Genomic DNA, 23628 nt, shown 5'->3' with positions numbered 1-23628 from the left:
TAACTGTTACTATATCTCCTCACTTCTTTTTTTAAAATTTAATATCTCCATATTTGTTTTATCCTTTTAAAATATTTCATTTATTTCTTTATTTCACGAAATACGTTATTTGTTTTACGGTGTTTTTCGTCATATTTATAGAAACTAACTGTTTATGGAGCATTTTTTATGTTTAGCAACTTTTTTTGTAGAAATCCTTCACTTTCCTTTCAATATTTAACACTATCTAAATAAAGTTTACGATAAATTCATAATTTTTTATTTTTTATACTATATTCCGTTATATTGTTGTATAATATCTATGAAAGCGCTTATTATTTCAATATACATAATTCAAACTGATTTTATCGAAACATTCTAACTATTATACCTATATTTAAATGCAACAATTATAGCTATTAGTATAGGCATACCAAATATATCCACCCCATTTTTCTGTAAAATTACTTTATAACATGAAAGATTAACTTGGGTGATAAGTTATTGTGAATGTTTTTTTACAAAACAGATAAGTAATAGTGTTTGGTATTATGTAAATTATTGTAATAACATAAGAGTAAAGAAAACATTTACATTGATTATTGATTCATTACTTATTGAAAAAGAGCAAAATGCACCTTTGTATGGAAAAGGATTATATGCATTGGGAGGTTTAAACAAATGACGAGGAAGAATACAACGACAAACCCTTGGGCCAAGTTCCACGGTCCGAACCTTGGTTATGTTATTGAACAGTATGATCTTTACGTAACTGGAGCAGGTTCTGTTGATCCGGAATTACAAGAGCTTTTTGAAATTTTTGGAGCTCCTTCGTTTCAAGATGATGTCGTAACAGGGGACAACACAGCAACACATTTTTCTCCTCAAAACACAGGTAACATTGAAAAAATTCTTAAAGTCGTTCAACTAGTTGAGCAGATTCGTTCTTTCGGGCACACGTTGGCTCACATCAACCCGATGGAAGATGCTGCAAATGGACAATCTCTTCTTGAGAAAGCAATGAGCGAACTGAGCGATGCTGACTTGAAAGCGATTCCAGCGAAAACAGTATGGCCAGATGCACCAGAAGGTATTCACACTGCACTTGATGTAATTCATAGATTAAAAGACGTTTATACAAAATCTTTAGCTTATGAATTTTCTCATATACAAGATAGTGAAGAACGCGCGTGGTTGCATCAAATGGTGGAATCAAATTCATTGCGTCAACCACTATCAAATAAAAAACGAACTGCTCTTTTAAAACGTTTAACAGCTGTTGAAGGTTTCGAGCAATTCTTGCATAAAACATTCGTTGGGCAAAAACGTTTCTCTATCGAGGGCGTTGATATGCTTGTACCTGTTTTAGATGAAATTGTTCTAGAAGGTGCTAAAAACGGCGTTGAGGATGTCATGATTGGTATGGCTCACCGCGGTCGCCTAAGCGTACTTGCTCACGTATTAGAAAAACCATATAGCCACATGTTTGCTGAGTTCAAACATGCAAAAATAGAAGGCGCAGTGGCTAATTCTGGCTGGACTGGCGATGTGAAATACCACCTAGGTAGAGAACAAGTCGTTAGTAACGAAGAAGTTAGCACTCGCGTGACATTAGCAAATAACCCGAGTCATCTTGAGTTCGTGAATCCTGTAGTAGAAGGTTTCGCACGTGCTGCTCAAGAGAATCGTAAAAAATCTGGTCTTCCAGATCAAGATACTTCAAAATCATTCGTAATTTTAGTTCATGGTGATGCTGCATTCCCTGGTCAAGGTATTGTATCTGAGACACTCAACTTAAGCAGATTGAACGCGTATCAAACAGGCGGAACGATTCATGTTATCGCAAACAATGCAGTTGGTTTTACGACTGATAGCTATGATTCTCGTTCCACGAAATATTCTAGTGACCTTGCAAAAGGTTTCGATATTCCGATTGTTCACGTGAACGCTGATGATCCGGAAGCTTGTCTTGCAGCTGCTAACCTTGCGATTCAATATCGCATGTTGTTCAAAAAAGATTTCTTAATCGATTTAATTGGTTACCGCCGCTACGGTCATAACGAAATGGATGATCCAGCAGTTACGCAACCACAAGTGTACAAAAAAATTAAAAACCATCCAACTGTAAGGGCAATTTATGCAGATCAATTACAAGCTGCTGGTGTTCTAAATGCAGATGAGGTTGAAACAATTACACAGTTTACACAAGAGCAATTAAAATCCGACTATGCACAAGTACCACCAGCTGATACGAGCGACGCAACAATTCACGTTAAAGTACCAGATGTTGTTGCAAAAGGTATTCAACCAATTGATACTGGTGTTGAGATTGACTCACTTCGTGCAATTAATGAAGGTCTACTATCTTGGCCAGAAGGATTTAACGTATATCCGAAAGTGAAGAAAATTCTTGAGCGCCGTAAAGATGCTCTTGAAGAGAACGGTAAAATTGAATGGGCACTTGCTGAATCGTTAGCATTCGCTTCTATTTTACAAGAAGGTACGCCAATTCGTTTAACTGGTCAAGATTCACAGCGTGGTACATTCGCACACCGTCATATCGTATTACACGATACTGATACAAATGAAACATATTCACCGTTACATCGCTTACCAAACATTAATGCATCGTTCTCTGTTCATAACAGTCCGTTATCAGAGGCTGCTGTTGTTGGTTACGAATATGGTTATAACGTATTCGCTCCAGAAACTCTTGTTATGTGGGAAGCGCAATATGGTGACTTCTCAAATACTGCGCAAGCATTATTTGATCAATATGTTTCAGCTGGAAGAGCAAAATGGGGTCAAAAATCTGGCTTAGTTCTTCTATTACCACACGGTTATGAAGGTCAAGGACCAGAGCACTCTAGTGCACGTCCAGAGCGTTTCTTACAGTTAGCTGCTGAGAATAACTGGACAGTTGCAAACTTAACGAGCGCGGCTCAATACTTCCATATCCTGCGTCGTCAAGCATCTATCTTAGGAACAGAAGCTGTTCGACCATTAGTATTGATGACGCCGAAGAGTTTATTACGTCACCCACTTACGCTTTCAACTGCTAGTCAGTTTAGCGAAGGACGTTTCCAACCTGCTTTAGAACAAGAAAACCTTGGCATGAAACCAAATAAAGTAAAACGTCTTGTTTTAAGCACAGGTAAAATGGCGATTGACTTAGCAGCAGAAATCGAGTCGGGTAAACATGAGTACAACTTAGACGAAGTTCATGTCGTTCGTATTGAGCAATTGTACCCATTCCCTGCTGAGAAAGTTCAATCTATTATTAAACGCTTTAAAAACTTAGAAGAAATCATTTGGGTTCAAGAAGAACCTCGTAATATGGGCGCATGGCATTACATGGCTCCAATTCTGTTCGAACTTGCTGGAGATAAAGTGAAAACAGGCTACATTGGACGTCCTGATCGCTCTAGTCCATCTGGCGGCGATCCATTCGCTCACAAAGCTGAGCAAGAGCTAATTGTTGCACATGCTTTAGATGTGAAGTATAACTTCCGTCAAGATAAACAAGAAATTGAAGTTTACAGCAACTAAAAAGTAACAATGAAGGTTTCTAGCTTGTTCCTTGGGCAGAATATCTGCCCAAGGCCAGGCTAACAAATGGAGATTACCGAAGACAAAAGAAGAAAAAACACACCGTTAGGCAAATAAGGGGAGGACATTTAAAATGATCGAAATTAAAGTACCTGAGCTTGCAGAATCTATTACTGAAGGAACTATTTCACAATGGCTTATCAACGTAGGCGACAAAGTTGAGAAAGGTGGCAGCGTTGTTGAGCTTGAAACTGATAAAGTCAATGTAGAAATCATTGCAGAAGATTCAGGTATTGTATCGAAGTTACTAGGCGAACCTGGGGATACAGTTGAAGTTGGCGCAACTATCGCAATTTTAGATGCTAATGGAGCACCAGTTGCAGTAAGTACACCTGCACCGGCTGCTGAGCAACCAAAACAAGAAACAGCTGAAGCACCGAAAGCTGCGGCACCAAGTGCTGAGCAAACTGCAACACTACAAGGGTTACCAAATACAAACCGTCCTATCGCATCACCAGCTGCTAGAAAGATGGCTCGTGAATTAGGAATCGACTTAAACGACGTACGTAGTACAGATCCACTTGGACGCGTGAGACCACATGATGTACAAGCTCATGCTGCAGCACCAAAAGAAGCACCAGCTGCTCCAAAGAGTCCCGCTCCTGCTCCAGTTGCAAAAACGGAATTCGAAAAACCAGTTGAGCGCGTGAAAATGTCCCGCCGCCGTCAAACAATTGCAAAACGTCTTGTAGAAGTTCAACAAACATCTGCAATGTTAACAACATTTAACGAAGTTGATATGAGTGCGATCATGGAATTACGTAAAGAACGCAAAGATGCTTTCGAGAAAAAACATGATGTACGTCTTGGCTTCATGTCATTCTTCACAAAAGCAGTTGTTGCAGCATTAAAACAATTCCCATTATTAAATGCTGAAATTCAAGGTGACGAGCTTATCATTAAAAAATTCTATGATATCGGTATTGCAGTAGCAGCTCCAGATGGATTAGTTGTTCCAGTTGTACGCGATGCTAACCAATTAAACTTCGCTGAAATCGAAAGCGAAATTCGTGAATTAGGTAAAAAAGCACGCGATAACAAACTTTCATTAAAAGAACTACAAGGTGGTACATTTACAATTACAAACGGTGGTGTATTCGGTTCTCTAATGTCAACACCGATCCTAAATAGCCCTCAAGTTGGTATTTTAGGAATGCATAAAATCCAAGTACGCCCAGTTGCAATTGATAACGAGCGTATGGAAAACCGCCCAATGATGTACATTGCTTTATCTTACGATCACCGTATTGTTGATGGTAAAGAAGCAGTTAGCTTCCTTGTTGCTGTTAAAGATATGCTTGAAGATCCAAAGTCATTATTATTAGAAGGTTGATAGATTAAAAATCTATTAAAGGCTGTAGAATGAATCATTCTACAGCCTTTTTTTATTGTGTTCATACGGGACAAATTTCATGACATAAAGTAATAATGTATGCCTAAACGTAAGGAGGATTAAAATGAATAACCTTCCAATTCATGCAAAACTTAAAGTAAATAAGGATACTTTCTTCCTCCCCGATTCAAACGGGGGTGTCTATTTTCGAAATAACGCCAGTTCATTTCGCATGGACGGTGATGGAATTTATGACTGGATTGAAAAATTAATGCCAATGTTTAACGGAAATTATTCTTTAGCAGAAATAACCGATGGCCTCCCTCTCCCCTATCAAAATCGGGTATTTGAAATTGGAGAGATTTTATATGAAAATGGTTTCGTTCGCGATGCAAATCAAGATGCACCTCATGAATTAAACAGTACATTACTCGACAGATATGCTTCGCAAATTGAATTTTTAGAAGCCGATTCTCATTCAGGTGCTTTAAAATTTGAAACGTACCGCGGAGCAAATGTCCTTGTACTTGGTTCTGGGGATATGCTCACTTCCTTAGTTTCTTCTTTATTAGAATCTGGTTTACCTACATTTCATTACCTCGTTACAGATCGAGATAAAACAAACTATGACAGAATACATGAGCTAATAGAACGTGCATATGAAGTTGATAACAGTGTACTCCTTCAAGAAATCGATACTACAATTGACCGTCCCTTACATGAAGTATTCGAACCTTTTGATTGGATTTTATATGTTTCTCAAAATGGAGACATTGACGGTTTAAAAACAGTTCACACTATTTGTAGAGAAACGAAAAAGAATTTTATACCAGCTATTTGTTTATCAACACTCGGTATAGCTGGACCTGTCGTAATGGAAAACCGTGATGAATGCTGGGAATCCGCATGGCATCGGCTACATGAAACGACTTTGCAAAATGAAAATTCATCGGATTCCTTCTCACAAATTACATCTGCCATGTTAGCAAATGTAATCGTTTTTGAATTATTTAAACATGTCGCGGATGATTCTTATCGTGAAAAAGAATCACAATTCTTTTTATTAAACTATGAAACACTTGAAGGAACGTGGCATCCTTTTATAAAACACCCTCTTGCAACTGATGAAAGTTTTACAATTGATACGATAGAAAATCTTTCTGAAAAACTTGAGCATCGGTATGGCCAACATACTTCAACTGATATATTCCGCTTTTTCGACTCATTAACTTCTAAAGAAGCCGGTATATTCCATGTATGGGATGAACAAGATTCATATCAATTACCGTTATCACAGTGCTATATTCAAGTAGCCACTCCACTATCAGATGGCCCAGCTCCCCTTCTGCCTCTTATGACTTGCAGTGGATTGACTCATAATGAAGCACGCCGAGAAGCCGGTTTAACAGGAATTGAAACATATGTAGCAGAAATCATTCACCGCCTTATTCCTGAACATAACGATATCGGTATCGGTGCTGGAGAAACGATGACAGAAGGATTTTACCGGGCACTACAACAACATTTAAACAATAAACTGTATGAGCGGCAGTCACATATGCTAGAAGAACTTACAACGATTGATTTAACTGATATTCACGATAAACATTGTAGATTTTATTACGATGCTCTTGCTACAATTCATGAAACACCTAAAATTGCAATGAGTGAAGAGATTCTCAGTTTTCCAGTCATTTGGGTTGGTGTAAATGATAGATGGTACGGTGCATCTAATATTAATATGACGTTAGCCTTACGGAACGCACTACAACTATCACTGCTCCACATTCAAAGTGAAGAGACTCCTTACAGAGCTAATATCTTGCCTGAATCATCTATTATTTTATATGACACGGATTCTTTTAGAGTGGAAATACAAGCGGAAGAAGAAATTCCAAGCGCACAATCTTTACAGCTTGCCTTACAGCATTTAGAAGAACATAATTTTTATCCCTTCGTGTTTGATTTAGCAATCGAACCATTTTTGAAAGAAAACTTAGACGGTGTGTATGGGGTATTAATTGCAAAGGAGGACGGTCTATGACTCAAAATATATTGCTTATAGGAGATGGCCTTCTTGCAGACTATGTACATGATCAATTATGCAAACAATATTCCATCATTCATCAGCATACCCTTCCAGAAGTACTTCCTGAAAATATTCATCTCGCTCTCGTATTACATGACGGATCTCCTTCTACTATTCATCATGACGCTGAGCTAATTTTTCGGTCAAATCATATTCCATGGCTACGTGGTTTTACTTCATTTGGCGAAGGTATTATCGGTCCTTACATTCATCCTCTTACGCCCGGATGTTCCCATTGTTCTGATGGACGCCGTTTTATCGCTGGCTTTGACCAAAAAGAAATGTGGGAACTACAGCGGAAATATGCCTTTAAAGCAGATAATGTAACGAGGCGTGATGTACGTGCCACCCAAAATGGAATGTTACAAATGTGCCATCTTATTTGCGCAGAAACAGAAAAAATATTAACTCATAACCATTCTTCTTTAGAAAATGAACTTATTTTACTAAACTTACAAACATTACAATGTACGCGGCATTCTTTTCTTCCAGATCCTCTCTGTCCTGTATGTAGTAATTTACCTAATGATACTGCGGATGCGGCGGAAATTTCTTTACAACCGAGTTTAAAAGTAAGCACCGAAACGTATCGCTGCCGTTCCATTCATGAATTAAACACATTTTTAACGAGAGACTATTTAGATTATCGGGTCGGTATGTTGAACGGCAAAATGCAGCATTCATTATTACCATTCGCTGACGTCATTATAAACATGCCATTAATGTTCGGAAATGAAGGTGTTGCAGGCCGAACTCATTCATTTGCAGTGAGTGAAGCAACTGCTATTTTAGAAGGTTTAGAACGATATTGCGGGATGTCGCCTCGCGGGAAAAAGACAAATGTGCATGGTAGTTTTCATGATTTAGAAGAACACGCACTAAATCCCCTCTCGCTCGGTGTACATACAAATGAACATTACAATCGTGATAATTTTCCATTTAAACCGTTTGATCCTGATTATGAGCAAAACTGGGTATGGGGATATTCTTTATCACAAAACAGACCGCTTTTAGTTCCTGAATCAATTGCTTATTATAGCCTCGGTCATCGAGACGCTTTCGTGTATGAAACATCAAATGGATGTGCAATTGGCGGTAGTTTAGAAGAAGCGATTTTTCACGGCATTTTAGAAATTGTAGAGCGTGATGCCTTCTTACTCACTTGGTATGCCGAATTACCTCTTCCCCGCCTTGATCTTAATTCAGCAAATGATACAGAATTACAATTAATGATCCAGCGGTTACGTACGATTACCGGATATGAATTACACGCTTTTAACGCGACGATGGAACACGGCATCCCGAGCTTATGGGTAATTGCAAAAAATACGCGTGAAAATGGAATGAACGTTGTTTGTGCGGGAGGCGCTCATTTAGATCCTATTCGAGCTTTAAAAAGTGCCATTCAAGAAATAGCAGGCATGTTACTTATAACAGACGATGAGCTCGAGCACAAAAGAGAATACTACGAAAAGTGCTTACAAGATCCTTATTTCGTTAATAAAATGGAAGACCATAGTATGCTGTACGGATTGAAAGAAACGGAAGAACGTCTTCACTTCCTTTTACGAGAAGATGCACCGGTGCAAACGTTCCAAGAAATAAATGTATCACAATCATTTGATATGGATTTAACATCCGATCTCCACCAACTTTTAAATCGTTTGCATCAATCTGACCTTGAAGTAATCGTTGTAGATCAAACCGTTCCCCTTATAGAAAAGAACGGACTACACTGTGTAAAAGTTATTATTCCAGGTATGTTACCGATGACGTTCGGACACCATCTTACTCGGGTTACAGGACTGGACCGGATATATACCGTACCGATGACACTTGGATATACAGACGAACCTTTAACAAATGAAAGATTAAATCCACATCCACATCCGTTTCCATAGTAAAGGAGGGATTTCATGCAGCTAAATACTTTTTTACATCATCTCCATTTCTCTATCGATGAAATTATGCCAAATCATGAGGTGGACTGGAAAGACGCACCGCTTCCTTATAAATTATATCGAAATGTACCTACCATCCCGCTCTCCTTAGAAATCCCGTTATCTTTATCGAACTCTTCTACTACACCTACTCTAAATGAGATTGGTCACTACCTTTGGTATTCATTTGGTGTAACACAATTATGTCAGCTAAATAGCGGGAGAAATGTATTACGTAGATCCATTCCTTCAGGCGGTGCCTTATACCCTAATGAATTGTATATCTATTTAAAGATTGACGATTATCCAGACGGCATTTACCATTATGACGCCGCGCATCACCGGCTTATTTTACTTCGCGAAGGAAATTTCGATTCTTATTTAGCAGACGCACTCGGTAACCGCTGTAATATACATGATTGTTTCGGTGCCGCATTCGTATCCACTATGTTTTGGAAAAACTTCTTTAAATACAATAACTTTTCATATCGCCTTCAAGGATTAGATAGCGGGGTTCTCATTGGACAATTACTTGAATGTGCCAAACAGTTCGGTTATACGAACGGCGTATACTTTCAATTTCTAGACCGTGCACTGAACCATTTACTCGGATTGTCAGAAGGTGAAGAAAGTGTGTATGCCGTTATTCCTTTAAGTACAGAGCCAGAAACTAATTGGTTTCACAATGATTACCATGAAAATAAAACATTTACTTCTCGTGAGTTGTTGCAACAAATTCCGCCGCTCGCACATGAACATTTCGTTCGCTCAAAACATGTAGATGAATATCCGATGATAACAAAAATAAATGAAGCTTCTATGATCGAATCGACAGCACACTTCCAAACACTAGCTCATGAAGAGCACTATCAATATCATGAGCATGCTGTACAACTGCCGAAAGTAGAGCGTTTATCTTATGATTTCTTGCAACTTTGCAGAAAACGGTATTCCCCTGATGCTGACTTTACTTTAACGAAATGGGATGCAGCTGAGCTCGCTACTTTACTACAAGAAGCGACCCTCTCCCTCCCTTATTCCAACGACCTTGATGGTAAGTATATAAATGAAAATGCGCGCGTCTCATTATATGGATGTTTCTATAATGTAAAAGATATAAAAAACGGCGCTTACACTTATAACAGTAAAACGCATTCCATACAACCACTTCGATATGGGGACCTTCGTTATCCTCTTCAATCTAGTATGACGATGGATAACGTAAACCTTTTTCAAGTATCACTTTGCCTACATGTAGTCGGAAAGAAAGATTATTATACAAATGCATTAGGCTATAGAGGGTACCGTATTCATCAAATGGAAGCAGGTATACTTGTTCATAAACTCGTTTTTGCAGCGACCGCGATGGGGATGGGCGGGCATCCTTTACTTAGTTTTGATACAAATTCATGTGATCAATTGTACGGAATAGATGCTGGGAATGAAACATCTCTTATTCAAGTTCCAGTTGGGGCATATCGGGCGCGGAATTGGTTAAAAGGGGCTTTGCATTGTTAGAAGCACGCCGTCTATCGGCGTGCTTTTTTAAAGGATTTAATTTATAAAAGGCGAAATGAGTATATATTCTTACATAAAAGGAGAATTTAACTTGAGCATTTTACAACGGTTAATTCAGCAAGCAAAAAATCCTAGCGGAACAATTGGTTCCTCCATGCTTTGTATTATGAACGCTGCACATACGAGATTAATAAATTGGGCATTGCAGAAAGTACATATAAAGACAGATGCAGTCGTATTAGACATCGGCTGTGGTGGAGGTAAAACCATACACACTCTTTCAAAACGAACTCCACTTGGGGAAATATATGGGATTGATTACTCCGATCAAGCTGTGAAAAATTCTATACAGACGAATGCAAAAGATGTTCAAAAACAAAAAGTAATTGTTCAACAAGCAAGCGTTTCTTCGATTCCACATCATACGAACTTCTTCGATCTCATTACCGCCTTTCAAACTCATTATTTTTGGCCTGATGTTGAACAAGATATAAAAGAAGTATTTCGCGTCTTAAAACCGGACGGCTCCTTTTTATTAGTGGCTGAAACTTTCAAAATTCAATATCATATGAAGAAATTTAACACGACCGAAGAACTAATAAATCTCTTTTATAAAACAGGATTTACAAGTGTACAATGTTACGAAGAAAGAAATTGTCTTTGTGTAATAGGAATTAAATAAAAAGCAGACCTCAAAGGGTCTGCTTTTTTACTAGATTAACTTAAAAATACTCTTAATTTGTCTAGCAAATAACCAATTTTTCGTACCGTAGTTATCATTTAAACTATCTAAGTTGATAGATTGTCCGTTAGCAAACTTTAATTCTAACGTAGTATTTTTGTCATTTGTTTTTAAGTTACTATTTGTAATGGCATCATACTTTAATTTTTCAATCTCAACATATTCGTCTTTTTCTTGTCCAATCACGACATGGTCTTGGAAGAAGAAAAATACTTCTACTTTTTTACCGAAACAAAATACATTTTTCGTATAAATTAATGTCGCGTTATCAAGTCCGACACATACTTCTTTCATTTCTTCCACAACGTGTCCAAAGTCTTCTTCATGTCTTGCATTTGATTCAGCAATCCATTCTTCGATTGTTCTCATGTTAATTGCCATACTGCGCCCCCTGGTTCGTTCATTGCTTCGTTTAAAAAATAAATACTATATGAAAATATAAGCGATACTTAATATGTTTTCAAGGGGAAACGGTATATTCAAAATAAAGTGAAACTTTAATCAGTGGGAGCTTACTGCCCGCAAATAGCGGGATAAAGTTAAATTTCAAATTAATATAAAAGGAACACCAATTTCATTAAATTTTAAACGTTTGAACGAGACATTCTTCATCATCAATTAGTTGCGCTCTCTCATCAAATTCAATGTTTAGTTCTTTATATACTTTCTTCCAAAACGACAATGCTGGTACATTTTTTACAAGTTCGATAACGAAATATTGTCCTCTTTTCTCTTCTAGTAAATTCTCAACAGCTTGTTTACCGATTCCTTTTCCTTTATATTGATTCAATATGAAAATATCATTAATACCAAAATCATTTTCCTTCTTCAAAAACGGACGTTCCAGTAGTAATAAGAATCCTACAATACTCTGATCAACTTTTATAAAATACGGCGTGATTCCGTCATTTTTCCAAAACATATGCAAATCTTCGTATTCAAAAAATCCGTTCGCTCCGATAGTTATATTCATAGTGAACTTAGAAAGGTCATGAAGATATAAAGCATACAAATTACGTAATATTTCTTTTTCTGATTCTTGAACTTTTTGAAGTGCTACAATCATAAAAAAACTCCCCTTCCACATATGTAACTATTTCCCGATTCTCTTCATTCGACAAAAATGATAATTCCCCTTTAACAAAAAAATAGCACTTTAAAAAGTGCTATTCCGCTCTCCTTGCCGCTTGCTGAATTGGATCCCAAACGCTGTTATATGGTGGGGCATAACTTAAGTCGACATCTTCTAAATCGTGAATGCTCATTTTATTGAAGAGTGCCATTGCGATTACATCAATCCGTTTATCTACACCTTCTTCTCCAATTACTTGTCCGCCTAATAATTGTTTCGTGTCAGAACGGTATAGTAATTTCAAGTAAAGTGGTTTTGCATTTGGATAATAGCCCGCCATATTAGTCGAATCTACTTTGACTGTTTTATACGGGATGTGTAGCCCTTTCGCTTCTTTTTCATTTAATCCTGTTCTTGCAAGCGTCAAATCCATAAATTTAATAATACCTGTACCTAACGTACCTTTAAAGGCTCTTCGTTTATCAAGCATATTCAGTCCAGCAAGTCGCCCTTGTTTATTGGCAGTCGTTCCGAGCGGGATATGATCATGAATTTCCTTTATAACGTGGTAATGTGTTGCGCAATCACCAGCTGCATATACGTCTTGCACATTCGTTTGCATATATGCATTTACTTCAATTGCCCCTTTATGATTCTTACGTATATTTGTCCCTTCAAGAAAATCAGTATTTGGCTTCACTCCTACCGACACTAAAACAAGATCTGCTTTATACGTACCTTTATCCGTTTCAATTGCTTCTACTCGTTCATTCCCTTTAAACGCTTTTACATTTTCATTCGTTAAAATTTCAATATGATGCTTATCTGCTTCTTTATGTATGTACTCTGCCATATCTGCATCATAAATCGTACCGATATGATCATTTCGCTCAATCATTCTTACTTTCTTACCAAGTTCGACGAATGTTTCTGCCATCTCCAGTCCGATTGCGCCACCGCCAATAATCGTTACATCTTCAACTTTATTCGTTTCTAGCGTTTTTAATATGCGCTCAGCATCAGGAATTGTTTTTAAAAGATGAACGCCTTGTAATTCCCGTCCTTCCCATTCTGGCATAACAGGACGCACTCCAGTCGCAATTAATAATCGATCGTACGGAAATTCAAAGACATCTTTCGTCTTCGTATGCTCTGCGTACACCATTTTCTTTTCCGTATCTACTTTCGTTACTTCATGACGCACTTTTGCATCAATTCCATATTTCTCACGAAACGTCTTTACGTTACGCGCGATTAACTTTTCAGTTGAAGTGATAGCACCACTAATGACATACGGTAATCCACACTGAGCGTATGAATAAATTTCACCTTTTTCTAAAGTTACAACATTTGCATTTTCATCGTTTCTAACAATTTGCATAGCTGCACTCATACCAGCTGCATCTCCGCCAATAATGACATAGTTCACTTTACCACTCCTTCTTTTTTACATACTCTTTACGTTTTCCATATTTTATAGAAATAACACCTACTTCTATTGTAAAGAAAGAGAATTTCATCTTCAAATTTTGTGCACAAACCTATGCTTGAATAGGTAACTGTCGTGTCTTATAAACAATATGTTTAATATGCTATAACAGTCACAATTGAAAGTAGGTGAAACATACATGTGCGCCGGCCTTCTCGCTCAAACTCCAGAGGAACCGAAAGAACCAAAACCCGCCTTGTCGCTTGATCAAGAATTCTCTATTAACGCAACCATCTATAGTGCTCGTGCTTGGTTATCTAATGATGAGACTTTCCCACAAACGATTTGGAAAGGCTCTCGCTTCGCTTCAGCATCACACGCTGGCAAGTCCATCTTACCAATCGGCACTGTAAAAATTTTGAACTTATCTGATGATACAATAACAGTTACTGCATCATCAGAATCAGATGATAATCTCAAAATAGTCGTACCCCCTCATTCTGAAGGTGTTTTAACATCTAATGGTTTATCTGATGTGCAAGCAAGTACATCAGGAGGAGCAAGTAAAGTCACATTTCTCTTTCATATCTTTTTCTCAAGGGATCCTGGTTCAGATAAAAAACCATAAAAAAGGTACAGTTATGCACTGTACCTTTTTTCATGTGTTCTATTCTCTTGATTTGATTAGTTCAATATTATAAGTTTCGATATCTGTTAACTTTCCTTTAAAATAAGGATTTTCTCTATACCAAGACTGTTTTGCAAAATACGCTTGCATATCTTTCGTTTGAAAAATATGTCCATGCCTTGCATATATTTCATTTCTAGCAATTTTCAACTGCTCTTTCGATAAATATGTTAAATCTGCGCTCGTTAATTTTCGAATATCACTATCAGGAAAGATGAAACCATTATATACATACCCAGTCGCGGGCGTTGGAGTAACATTATAAACAACTGTTTTTTCTGTATTTTTCTTTTGGAATGGAAGATTATAAGACAAAAGTGCCGTTACCGTCTCTACTTGTGTCGTTTCCCGTCCACTTTCTCCATTTCGTTCTAAATAAATCGTCGCACTTCCATCAGTCGCTACAGGCCCCCATGTAATTTCTTCTCCTGCCAGCGCTGTAACCGGTTTTTGATTTACGTACAATGTTGCACCAGGCGCGTTCGTTTGAACTGTAATATATTGAGCTTGCAACGTTAAATCTATCGTTACGTTATTTTGGCTTTGTTTCATAAGTACAACCTTTTCCTCACGAGATAATTTTACATAGTCATTTTTATAATCTGATTGAAACACTTGATTTCCCGGAAGAAATGGCCCATATTGCTTCTCAAACTTTTTGTCATCTGTCTTATCAATTTCTTTTCCGTTCATTTTTAACGATACGCCTTTTTCATTTGTAAGCAAAGTTGTATAGTACGTCTTCGCTTTCAATTTATATCGATCAAATATAAAGAAATACTTTCCGTCTTTCGTTAATGAAAAATCAGCTCTTTCTATTCCGTCCCGTTGTTTTTCACCTTGTCTCAAATATCCTTTTAATTCATTTACGTAAGATGGATTTTCTTTTATATATGAAAATAGAGGCGTTAAACTCTCTCTCGTTATCATAACCGATGGATCATCTGCCGTAACGATCTCAGCTAATTTCTCTCCGTCCCTCTCTTGTAAAATCGTAATCATCCGGTCTACTTGTGCCACCTGCGTATAATACGATGCTCCGTACAAATACAATCCAATAATCACTATAACAAATAGTGCTAACAGTGTAATGCCAACTTTTGTACCACCGCTCATGTTCTTCTTTACTACAGGACGTCCCCTCTTCGACCCGCAGTTTTGACAAAATTGCACACCATCTTCAAACTGAGCTCCGCACTTTGTACATACATTCATTCAGTCAACCACCTTTTCATTAGAAGCCAGTTATTCCCTTTGTTAAGGCTTGAATTATCGTACTAATGTAAGACCAAAGTACCATGAACGTTGCAATTCCAATTAAAACATTTGCAATAATAAGTGTGTAAACAAGATCTAATCCGCCATTGTCTAGCTTTAATACGGCTACAGTTATACTAATCCCTATATAAGTTGCAGCTACGGATAATAATATAGGTAAGAAAAAGATTAATAAGAAACTAAAAAGAAAAGAAAGGACTAATATGACAATAGTCGGCGTCGCTATCGTTCCCCATATACCAAATACTTCAAGAAACGAAAAAGACGATTTCATCATCTTACCACTTACAAAAATAATAAATCCGACAAATAAAGTTAAAATTAATAAAAAGAAAAAGACCGTTATAGATTCTCCAAAAAACGTGGGAGTAGATATATCTGGTGCAAATGTTCTCGTAACTGCTGATGCTGCACTCATCATTCTATAAAAAATACATGCTCCTAAAAAACAAATAAGAACAAGGCTTACAATTCCATTTCGCACTTCAATAGCGCCGCTTTTCATAATCGCTGTCGGTGCTTGTAATGCATGTTTAAAAAATTGAAAATAGCCGCTCGCGAACCGCTTCGCTTGCTCTACCGTTTCATTTGGCCGAGCTTCCTTTGCTTGTGCCGCACGTGCTTGTTCCGGCCCTTCTTCTTGGCCACTACTTGCCACTACTTCTTCCGTTAACGAATGTCCACAATTCCCGCAAAACTTTGCCTCCGCTGCATTTTCTGTATGACATGACGGACATTTCATTCTCTTATCCCTCCTTAAGCATATACCATATAGGGTGTTACAAGTTCAATATATGACTTTGGACATAAAACATGACTACAAGAAAAAGATTCTGAAATCCTTCTTCCGAAAGAAAATATATGTGCTAGTAATCTTGAAAAAAAATGCTATTATGAAACAGAATAAATAATATTTTTAACAGATTGGATGACTGGCAATGGAATTGATAAACTCAATTTTTCAAATACTTCTTACAAGCGTAATCCAATTATTATCTTTAATTGGCGTTATCATTGTAATTGGATTTCTATTAGGCTATTTAGAATCTCTCACACGCATGTATTGGTCGAGAGCTTTTGGAAGAAAAGGATTCCTATTAACGGCTTGGATCGGTGTTCCGATTCATGAACTTGGACATGCCATTATGTGCGTACTGTTCCGTCATAAAATTGTGGCGACTCAGTTCTTCCCAACAGATACAAGTCAAGGGGCTTTAGGTTACGTACAACATCAATACAATCAAAAAAGTGTGTATCAACGAATTGGGAATTTCTTCATCGGCATTGGGCCTATTATTTCTGGTATTACTGCACTAATCCTTTTAATGCGCTATTTCGTACCAGAATCATATTTTTTATTTAATACAACTCTCGAAAAAACGATTGCTTCTACTTCTATTAATGTAGAAATGATCCAAAACATGCTCTTGTCGACGTTTGTATTATTGAAAAACTTATTTACAATCGGTAATTTATTGAATCCTTCCTTTTGGTTATTTTTATTTATCGCCATTTGCATTTCCGCACATATCGCTTTAAGTAAACCAGACATTAAAGGATCAATAGACGGAGTTATCGTCATGTTTATCGTTTTATTTTTATTCAACATCATAGCGGGACTGTTCCAATACGACAGTAACCAGCTAATTGGACAGGTTATGAAATATAATATGTATCTCATTGCGTTTTCTAGTGTAGCACTGCTTTTCTCTTGTATTTCTACACTTGTTAGTTTTTCGTTTTATAAAATAAGAAGAGGGCGTTCTTTTTGAACGCCCTCTTCTTATTTTATATTCCCCTTATAATCACAATGCTCAACAGGCACACGAGCATGCCCTTCTTCATCGGTACACCATGACTGTGATTGGAATGCCAGAAAGATACCAATCCATTCTTCTTCCTTTTCAAAGTGAATGAGTATTCCTCCGTCTTGCCATATGCCATCATCACCTTGCCATTTTTCTACATTCCCTTGATTCATGTGAATATCATGTATACCGTTTCCTGGTTTGAAATGAAAATAGGAATCTGGTGTATTTTCTTCTGGTCCCCATCTTTCACCAAACGCGTAAATGGTCGCTTTTTCTTCTATTGCTCGTTTTATATAACGTTCTATTTTTTCATTTAAATCATTGTCTACTCCTGCTTTTTCAGCAGGTAAAGGAATCATTTGTTTCGAATCAAATAAATTACCTCGTACGTAGTCTAAAGCTACTTTCGGTTCATTATTTTTTATTTCTGTAAAACCAAATGGTAATGTCGGTAAAATATGAATCGCCTCTGACCGAATATTGTCACTCGCAAAATATAACACTTCTGACGGATAACTTTGCGACTTTACGTTAATTGCAATGCGATAATCTACTTCTGCTTCGCCTTGTAAATGAACTTGATAATGAGGTGTTTTCCCTTTTCCAATCTCTGATTGTATAACTGTACCTTTTAACACACCGTAGTTTTTTAGGGTCATACATTTCATCTCCTATTCATCTAGTAGAAGCTATTCATATTTAAATCATTATCCACTCATAAAAAAAATCCTCCTATATTAGGAGGATTTTTAATTTCTCAACATATACCAAACAATAACCTCTACCACTACAAGCAAAACCGCACCAAAAATCATTAACGTCGTCTTCTTTAATAGTTCATTTTCACGGTAAGGGATATTACATAAGTAAGCACCTAGTGTAATCCGTGATGGACAAGCGATTGTCGCTACTGATGATGCGGTGTTTTGAAGTGTTGTGACATATTGCCACGGGAGTGCTACGTTTTGTGCGGTTTGCATTTGTAGTTTTATAAACATTGCATTTGATCCTGCGTTACTACCTGTTAAAAATCCACCAATAGCGCCAATAAACGGCGCAACGAAAACGAAAAATGTTCCAAATGTATCACCAGCTGTCTTTGCGAGTAATGAATGCATGCCTGATGCACCCATTAGTTCTGAAATGGCGATAAACATTGTCGTCGTAATCGCAAAAGGAATCCATTGTTTGATCGTTTGTGAGAGTGATTGTTTAATAATATTAGACGGGATGCGGAAGAAAATAATAGTAAATAAGCAAGTCATACCGAGCCAAAATCCTGGTGAATATAGTAACTCTAGTTTGTAAGAGTATGATTTCAAATCAAGAACCGCATATGATCTGAACAAATCATGTAATGCTGGAACGAGGCGAGAAAGTAAAATACAAACTGTTAGAAATATATAAGGGCTAATAATTTTTATAATGGATACTTCTCTCTCCGTTGCAGCCGCATGCTCTGTTATAAGATTTTGCCCACTTTTTCCTTTTAATTTAATGATAAGAAAGCCAAAGGTAATCGTAACGATAGAACTTAATATCCCGGCTAGTTCAACACTTACGTATGCATTAGAAAGATAGATTCCGAGAGAAAATAATAGAAAGAATCCTACTCCTTCTTTCCACTTTTCTATAACCGCTTGCCAGCCGCCAACAACGTGTAAAGAAAGAATAACGAAGTAAGCAAACATCGGAATACTTAATAGCGCTGTATTTGTGCCAAGTGTTGTAAGAGGCATATTTATTAGCTGCGAACCGATAATCGTACCAGTTGCCATTGCGCCCCATGAACTAGCTAGTAAGCCGATGAATGAGAGTAGTACAGCTTGAAATGGTTTATATCCTAGTGAAAGAAAAATAGGTGCTGCAACCATGAAGCCGATACCGAATCCACTTACTGATTCAATAAGCGGGCAAATGCCAAAACACATAAGCAGCATTTGTAATAAGCGATCCTGAGTAACTTCTTCTAGAAAACGTGCTACTTGATCGATGTACCCCATTTTGTTCATGAGGTGAAATAAAAAAATACCGAAAAATAAAACGTACCCGACAATAAAACAAATTAACCATCCTTTAATCGTTGCGTGTACAGTTTCACTTATCCCTAATTGAAACGTTGGCGAGAGTAAAACGATTCCAACAGACACAGCATAAGAAATTAACGAGGACCTTAATGACGTTTGTTTAAATAAAAATAAACAAATGAAAATCATCATAATTGGGATAAGTGCCAACAATATGGCCATGTTATCATCTCATTTCGTTTAAAATACAATTTTTAACTATTATATAACAGATGCTATAATTTTCAATTGTTTTTAAAACAGATTCAAAAAAGGAACCAAACGGCTCCTTTTCATTCACTCCCATTTTCTATTATCCTGAAAAACTGTCTGCTTTCCGACTATTTCTTTCAACACAACAAACACAATGTAAGTACATATTGCTTGCAATATAATATTCCAAAATTTCATTAATGTAAATGAATGAATCCGTAGAAATAATTCGTTTAATAATACAATCGAAACGATACTAAATAATTCTATACTAATCGAAAATAGACATATTTCTAAAATAGACTGTTCTTGAATGCGATTTAAGTTGGAAAAGATGAATACATACCCTAAAAATAGAGCCATTAACTCTATTTTCGTCATGCTAATGAGCCAAGCGTATAATGGTACAGTTAAAAATAGATATAGTAATTTACGTCTTAGCATGCCTTCTCCCCCTCTGAATTATATGTATTTTCTGTATATTTTAACACTTATTACGCAAAACAAAAAGAAGAGACTATGCCTCTTCTTTTTGTTTTGTTGCATATATTAATTCACATATTTCTTCTCGCTTTTCATTTTCTAAAAGCTCAATGACCTTACTTCCAACGACAACTCCGTCGCATATTGTAACCATTTCTTCTACATGTTCTTTTGTTGAGATGCCGAATCCAGCGACTACTGGTAAGTTGACGTGTGATTTTACTTTTTCTAAGTAACTATGAATCTCCTCTTTAAAGTTTTGACGTACTCCCGTTACGCCCGCTACTGTAACAGCATAAACGAACCCTTCTGATTCACTCGTAATTTTTTCAATTCTTTCAATAGGACTCGTTACGGTAACCAGTGGGATGAGCGCAATGTTTACCTCTCGAAGTAACGGCGCAATAATATTTTGTTCTTCATACGGTAAGTCTGGAACGATGATGCCGTCTACACCTGCTTCTATACAGTTCTCAATGAATCTCTCTTTTCCGAATGCAAGTACCGGATTTAAATATGTCATAAGAACAAAAGGTATTTGTACTTCTTTCCTTACCTCTGCTAACGCTTGAAAAATGCCTTTTAATGTTACGCCGCTATCTAGCGCTCGTTTCCCTGCTCTTTGAATCGTTGGGCCATCTGCAACTGGATCTGAAAACGGAATACCAATTTCAACGATGCTTGCTCCTGCTTCATCAAGAAAACGAATTCTTTCTTTTAATTTTTCAAGGCCACCATCTCCGCCCATTACGTACGGAATAAATGCTTTCTTGCCATTTTCAAACGCTGCTTTAATTTTTTCTACTCCCATTTTTTACACCTCTTCCATATAACGTTTTATACTCTCTACATCTTTATCACCGCGGCCAGATAAACAAATGACAAGCCCTTCATCTTTCTTCATTTGCGGCGCTAATTTTAATGCGTATGCGACAGCATGCGAGCTTTCTAACGCCGGGATAATGCCTTCTTTTTTCGTTAATAATTGAAATGCTTCTAATGCTTCTTCGTCTGTTATCGAATGATAGGAAACGCGGCCAATATCTTTTAGCAAGCTATGTTCTGGACCAACACCTGGATAATCAAGTCCTGCTGAAATAGAGTGTGCTTCTTGAATTTGTCCTTCTTCGTTTTGCAGAAGATACATCATTGATCCGTGGAGAACGCCAACGCTTCCTTTCGTTAAAGTTGCTGCATGCTTTTCTGTATGAACGCCTTTTCCAGCTGCTTCTACGCCGTAAAGAGCAACTTCTTCATCGTGTACGAACGGATAAAACATCCCCATCGCATTACTACCACCGCCAATACAAGCAACGACTGCTTCTGGTAACTTTCCTTCTAACGCCTCATATTGTTTTTTCGTTTCATTTCCAATTACACTTTGGAAATCACGGACAATTTGCGGGAATGGATGTGGTCCGAGAACAGATCCCATAATGTAGTGCGTATCATGCACATGTGAAACCCAGTAACGAAGCGCCTCGTTTACCGCATCTTTTAATGTACCGCTACCTGCCGCTACACTTTCTACTTTCGCTCCGAGTAATTCCATTCGGAACACATTTAATTTTTGACGTCTTACATCTTCTTCTCCCATAAAAATGACGCATTCTAATCCGAGAAGAGCACATACAGTAGCTGTTGCAACTCCGTGTTGTCCAGCTCCTGTTTCAGCGACAACTTTTTTCTTGCCCATTCGCACTGCAAGTAGTGCCTGACCGATTGTATTGTTAATTTTATGAGCTCCTGTATGATTCAAATCTTCACGTTTTAAATAAATCTTTGCACCACCGCAATACTTCGTCATATTTTCAGCATAATATAGCGGTGTTTCTCTTCCGACGTACGTTTTTAAATAATGATTTAATTCCTTTTGAAATGCTTCATCTTGCATCGCTTCTTTATATGCTTCTTCTAGTTCTAGTACAGATTGCATTAACGTTTCTGGAACATATCGTCCTCCGTATATACCGTAATGTCCTTTTTCATCTGGATATGCGTAGTTCATTTGGAACACTCCTTCGCTTTTATAATAAATTGTTTTATTTTCTCTACATCTTTCTTTCCTTCTGTCTCTACTCCACTGCTCACATCGACCATGTATGGCCGAACAGTGCGAATTGCTTCTTCTATATTAAGAGCGTTTAATCCACCAGCTAATATCGTTTTCTTTCGCAATTCTTTTGGCATATGCCCAAGTAGTTCCCATGAAAATGTCTTTCCATTTCCTCCATGAAACTTTTCTTTCGGGCTATCAAATAATATATAATCCGTTTCATACCTTTGAGCGTTTTTCATATCACTCTCTGAAGTTACTCCTAGCGATTTTATAGACGGAATATTCAATCTTCTAATTTGATAATTGTCTTCATCCCCATGTAGTTGTACATGTGTTAACCCGCACTCATCTGCAATTTTCTGGATCACTTCTACTGATTCATTTACGAAAACACCGATTTTTAACACGTTGGCTGGAAGCTCCTGAATGATTTCTTCCGCTCTCTTTGGAGTGATTTTCCGCTTACTTTCTGCAAAAACAAATCCGAGTGCATCTGCTCCGTATTCGCAAGCACGTTTTGCTGTTTCCATATCAGTGATGCCGCAAATTTTCACTTTCATATATTCACCTTACAATCTTCAAAAAAATTACTAATAGAAGATGATGTCATAAGTGCCTCTCCAACTAATACACCTTTGGCTCCAGCTCTTTTAACACGGATAATATCTTCTTTTGAATGAATGCCACTCTCACTAATCCAAAATAATTTCTCCTCATTCAATCTTTTTCCAAGCTTTTCAGTTTGGCTTAAATCTACTTCGAACGTTTTTAAATTACGATTATTAATGCCAATAACGTGCGGATTTAATACAATCGCAGTTTCTAATTCCTGTTCATCATGAACTTCAACAATCGCTTCCAATCCTTTTTCTAACACGTAGCTATACAACTCTTTTAACTTCTCTTTCGTTAACGCTGCTACAATTAGTAAAATAATATCTGCTCCCGCTTCATACGCTCTATCGATTTGAATCTTATCAATTATGAAATCTTTACATAAAAGCGGAATGTTACTTTCTTCTCTTGCTGTTTGTAAATCGTGAAACGATCCTTTAAAAAATTGACCATCTGTTAAAACAGATACTGCTCCTGCACCACATTTCTCATATGTTCCCACTTGTTTTCGTACGTCAACGTGTAAATTGATATCTCCTTTTGATGGTGATGCTCGCTTTACTTCTGCAATGACAGTAAACTGCTGTAACGCTTCTACAAGTGAATGTGTCTTTCTTTTTGTTTTTACTGGTGTATATATTTCATATAACTCCGCAACTTCCTTTTTCTTCTGTTCTACAATTTTATCTAAAATCGTCCCCACT

The 23628-nt window shown here is 37.2% G+C and carries 20 protein-coding genes; 8 read left to right on the top strand and 12 right to left on the bottom strand.

Annotated elements, in window-relative coordinates:
• The first annotated feature begins 660 nt into the window (after positions 1 to 660).
• The 6 genes from odhA to MR107_RS15065 all read left to right on the top strand — a co-directional run bounded on the left by odhA (position 661) and on the right by MR107_RS15065 (position 11150).
• On the top strand, positions 661 to 3528 hold the full coding sequence (gene odhA, locus MR107_RS15090; RefSeq protein WP_199630648.1) for a 2-oxoglutarate dehydrogenase E1 component: 2868 nt from the start codon (positions 661 to 663) through the stop codon (positions 3526 to 3528).
• A gap of 133 nt (positions 3529 to 3661) precedes the next feature.
• Positions 3662 to 4921: a 2-oxoglutarate dehydrogenase complex dihydrolipoyllysine-residue succinyltransferase gene (gene odhB, locus MR107_RS15085; RefSeq protein WP_000569896.1), complete on the top strand. Its 1260-nt coding sequence runs from the start codon at positions 3662 to 3664 to the stop codon at positions 4919 to 4921.
• A 124-nt stretch (positions 4922 to 5045) separates the two neighbouring features.
• Positions 5046 to 6965 carry a putative thiazole-containing bacteriocin maturation protein gene (locus MR107_RS15080; RefSeq protein WP_078385894.1) on the top strand — a complete coding sequence of 640 codons (1920 nt, stop codon included), beginning with the start codon at positions 5046 to 5048 and terminating at the stop codon, positions 6963 to 6965.
• Positions 6962 to 8911 carry a TOMM precursor leader peptide-binding protein gene (locus MR107_RS15075; protein ID WP_199630646.1) on the top strand — a complete coding sequence of 650 codons (1950 nt, stop codon included), beginning with the start codon at positions 6962 to 6964 and terminating at the stop codon, positions 8909 to 8911. The genes MR107_RS15080 and MR107_RS15075 overlap by 4 nt, the downstream gene beginning before the upstream one ends.
• Before the next feature lie 15 nt (positions 8912 to 8926).
• Positions 8927 to 10468, top strand: coding sequence for a SagB family peptide dehydrogenase (locus MR107_RS15070; protein WP_242292484.1), 1542 nt, complete (start codon positions 8927 to 8929; stop codon positions 10466 to 10468).
• A 91-nt stretch (positions 10469 to 10559) separates the two neighbouring features.
• Positions 10560 to 11150, top strand: a complete 591-nt coding sequence (locus tag MR107_RS15065) for a class I SAM-dependent methyltransferase (RefSeq protein WP_053564981.1) — start codon at positions 10560 to 10562, stop codon at positions 11148 to 11150.
• Positions 11151 to 11180: 30 nt separating this feature from the next.
• Here the strand turns inward: MR107_RS15065 and MR107_RS15060 are convergent, their stop codons facing one another.
• The 3 genes from MR107_RS15060 to MR107_RS15050 all read right to left on the bottom strand — a co-directional run bounded on the left by MR107_RS15060 (position 11181) and on the right by MR107_RS15050 (position 13711).
• Entirely contained in the window at positions 11181 to 11591 is a 411-nt protein-coding gene (locus MR107_RS15060) for a DUF3908 family protein (protein ID WP_071740052.1), read from the bottom strand.
• A 196-nt stretch (positions 11592 to 11787) separates the two neighbouring features.
• Entirely contained in the window at positions 11788 to 12276 is a 489-nt protein-coding gene (locus MR107_RS15055) for a GNAT family N-acetyltransferase (protein WP_063246046.1), read from the bottom strand.
• 100 nt (positions 12277 to 12376) lie between these two features.
• Positions 12377 to 13711, bottom strand: coding sequence for a CoA-disulfide reductase (locus tag MR107_RS15050; RefSeq protein ID WP_226369048.1), 1335 nt, complete (start codon positions 13709 to 13711; stop codon positions 12377 to 12379).
• A 199-nt stretch (positions 13712 to 13910) separates the two neighbouring features.
• Between MR107_RS15050 and MR107_RS15045 the strand changes: the two genes are divergently transcribed.
• On the top strand, positions 13911 to 14339 hold the full coding sequence (locus MR107_RS15045) for a hypothetical protein (RefSeq protein WP_000332414.1): 429 nt from the start codon (positions 13911 to 13913) through the stop codon (positions 14337 to 14339).
• Positions 14340 to 14378: 39 nt separating this feature from the next.
• On the opposite strand, the gene MR107_RS15040 is transcribed toward MR107_RS15045, so the two are convergent.
• Both MR107_RS15040 and MR107_RS15035 read right to left on the bottom strand, forming a co-directional pair.
• Entirely contained in the window at positions 14379 to 15614 is a 1236-nt protein-coding gene (locus MR107_RS15040) for a TcaA 3rd/4th domain-containing protein (RefSeq protein ID WP_226369047.1), read from the bottom strand.
• A 19-nt stretch (positions 15615 to 15633) separates the two neighbouring features.
• Positions 15634 to 16419, bottom strand: a complete 786-nt coding sequence (locus MR107_RS15035; RefSeq protein WP_086404100.1) for a zinc ribbon domain-containing protein — start codon at positions 16417 to 16419, stop codon at positions 15634 to 15636.
• A gap of 196 nt (positions 16420 to 16615) precedes the next feature.
• Here MR107_RS15035 and MR107_RS15030 point away from each other — a divergent pair, with 196 nt between their 5' ends.
• Positions 16616 to 17449 carry a hypothetical protein gene (locus MR107_RS15030; protein WP_226369046.1) on the top strand — a complete coding sequence of 278 codons (834 nt, stop codon included), beginning with the start codon at positions 16616 to 16618 and terminating at the stop codon, positions 17447 to 17449.
• Positions 17450 to 17460: 11 nt separating this feature from the next.
• Here the strand turns inward: MR107_RS15030 and MR107_RS15025 are convergent, their stop codons facing one another.
• The 7 genes from MR107_RS15025 to trpC all read right to left on the bottom strand — a co-directional run bounded on the left by MR107_RS15025 (position 17461) and on the right by trpC (position 23627).
• Complete coding sequence (locus tag MR107_RS15025) at positions 17461 to 18147, bottom strand: DUF2278 family protein (RefSeq protein WP_226369045.1); 687 nt, start codon at positions 18145 to 18147, stop codon at positions 17461 to 17463.
• A 90-nt stretch (positions 18148 to 18237) separates the two neighbouring features.
• Positions 18238 to 19737: an L-lactate permease gene (locus tag MR107_RS15020; RefSeq protein ID WP_000996262.1), complete on the bottom strand. Its 1500-nt coding sequence runs from the start codon at positions 19735 to 19737 to the stop codon at positions 18238 to 18240.
• A gap of 114 nt (positions 19738 to 19851) precedes the next feature.
• On the bottom strand, positions 19852 to 20211 hold the full coding sequence (locus tag MR107_RS15015) for a DUF4029 domain-containing protein (protein WP_000946131.1): 360 nt from the start codon (positions 20209 to 20211) through the stop codon (positions 19852 to 19854).
• Positions 20212 to 20284: 73 nt separating this feature from the next.
• Positions 20285 to 21061 (bottom strand): tryptophan synthase subunit alpha, encoded by a 777-nt coding sequence (gene trpA, locus MR107_RS15010; protein ID WP_000537823.1) that lies wholly within the window; start codon positions 21059 to 21061, stop codon positions 20285 to 20287.
• Between the two features lie 3 nt (positions 21062 to 21064).
• A complete protein-coding gene (gene trpB, locus MR107_RS15005; RefSeq protein ID WP_016124290.1) occupies positions 21065 to 22258 on the bottom strand; it encodes a tryptophan synthase subunit beta in 1194 nt (397 codons plus the stop codon).
• Positions 22255 to 22869, bottom strand: coding sequence for a phosphoribosylanthranilate isomerase (locus tag MR107_RS15000; RefSeq protein WP_000865121.1), 615 nt, complete (start codon positions 22867 to 22869; stop codon positions 22255 to 22257). Before MR107_RS15000 ends, trpB begins: the two co-directional genes overlap by 4 nt.
• Positions 22866 to 23627 carry an indole-3-glycerol phosphate synthase TrpC gene (gene trpC, locus MR107_RS14995; RefSeq protein WP_000536697.1) on the bottom strand — a complete coding sequence of 254 codons (762 nt, stop codon included), beginning with the start codon at positions 23625 to 23627 and terminating at the stop codon, positions 22866 to 22868. The genes MR107_RS15000 and trpC overlap by 4 nt, the downstream gene beginning before the upstream one ends.
• Position 23628: the final 1 nt, after the last annotated feature.

The organism is Bacillus cereus group sp. BfR-BA-01441, from assembly GCF_022663075.1.
GTDB classification, from domain to species: domain Bacteria; phylum Bacillota; class Bacilli; order Bacillales; family Bacillaceae_G; genus Bacillus_A; species Bacillus_A cereus.
The sequence above is the reverse complement of the archived record's forward strand: the minus strand, read 5'-3'. Positions and strand labels throughout refer to the sequence as shown.

Bases quoted from the DNA above. Each gene is read 5' to 3' on its own strand.
- trpA (WP_000537823.1), bottom strand. From the start codon at position 21,061: ATGGGAGTAGAAAAAATTAAAGCAGCGTTTGAAAATGGCAAGAAAGCA.
- MR107_RS15070 (WP_242292484.1), top strand. From the start codon at position 8,927: ATGCAGCTAAATACTTTTTTACATCATCTCCATTTCTCTATCGATGAA.
- MR107_RS15060 (WP_071740052.1), bottom strand. From the start codon at position 11,591: ATGGCAATTAACATGAGAACAATCGAAGAATGGATTGCTGAATCAAAT.
- MR107_RS15055 (WP_063246046.1), bottom strand. From the start codon at position 12,276: ATGATTGTAGCACTTCAAAAAGTTCAAGAATCAGAAAAAGAAATATTA.
- MR107_RS15000 (WP_000865121.1), bottom strand. From the start codon at position 22,869: ATGAAAGTGAAAATTTGCGGCATCACTGATATGGAAACAGCAAAACGT.
- MR107_RS15045 (WP_000332414.1), top strand. From the start codon at position 13,911: ATGTGCGCCGGCCTTCTCGCTCAAACTCCAGAGGAACCGAAAGAACCA.
- MR107_RS15075 (WP_199630646.1), top strand. From the start codon at position 6,962: ATGACTCAAAATATATTGCTTATAGGAGATGGCCTTCTTGCAGACTAT.
- MR107_RS15015 (WP_000946131.1), bottom strand. From the start codon at position 20,211: ATGCTAAGACGTAAATTACTATATCTATTTTTAACTGTACCATTATAC.
- MR107_RS15080 (WP_078385894.1), top strand. From the start codon at position 5,046: ATGAATAACCTTCCAATTCATGCAAAACTTAAAGTAAATAAGGATACT.
- MR107_RS15040 (WP_226369047.1), bottom strand. From the start codon at position 15,614: ATGAATGTATGTACAAAGTGCGGAGCTCAGTTTGAAGATGGTGTGCAA.
- trpB (WP_016124290.1), bottom strand. From the start codon at position 22,258: ATGAACTACGCATATCCAGATGAAAAAGGACATTACGGTATATACGGA.
- MR107_RS15030 (WP_226369046.1), top strand. From the start codon at position 16,616: ATGGAATTGATAAACTCAATTTTTCAAATACTTCTTACAAGCGTAATC.
- MR107_RS15020 (WP_000996262.1), bottom strand. From the start codon at position 19,737: ATGGCCATATTGTTGGCACTTATCCCAATTATGATGATTTTCATTTGT.
- odhB (WP_000569896.1), top strand. From the start codon at position 3,662: ATGATCGAAATTAAAGTACCTGAGCTTGCAGAATCTATTACTGAAGGA.
- odhA (WP_199630648.1), top strand. From the start codon at position 661: ATGACGAGGAAGAATACAACGACAAACCCTTGGGCCAAGTTCCACGGT.
- MR107_RS15025 (WP_226369045.1), bottom strand. From the start codon at position 18,147: ATGACCCTAAAAAACTACGGTGTGTTAAAAGGTACAGTTATACAATCA.
- MR107_RS15035 (WP_086404100.1), bottom strand. From the start codon at position 16,419: ATGAAATGTCCGTCATGTCATACAGAAAATGCAGCGGAGGCAAAGTTT.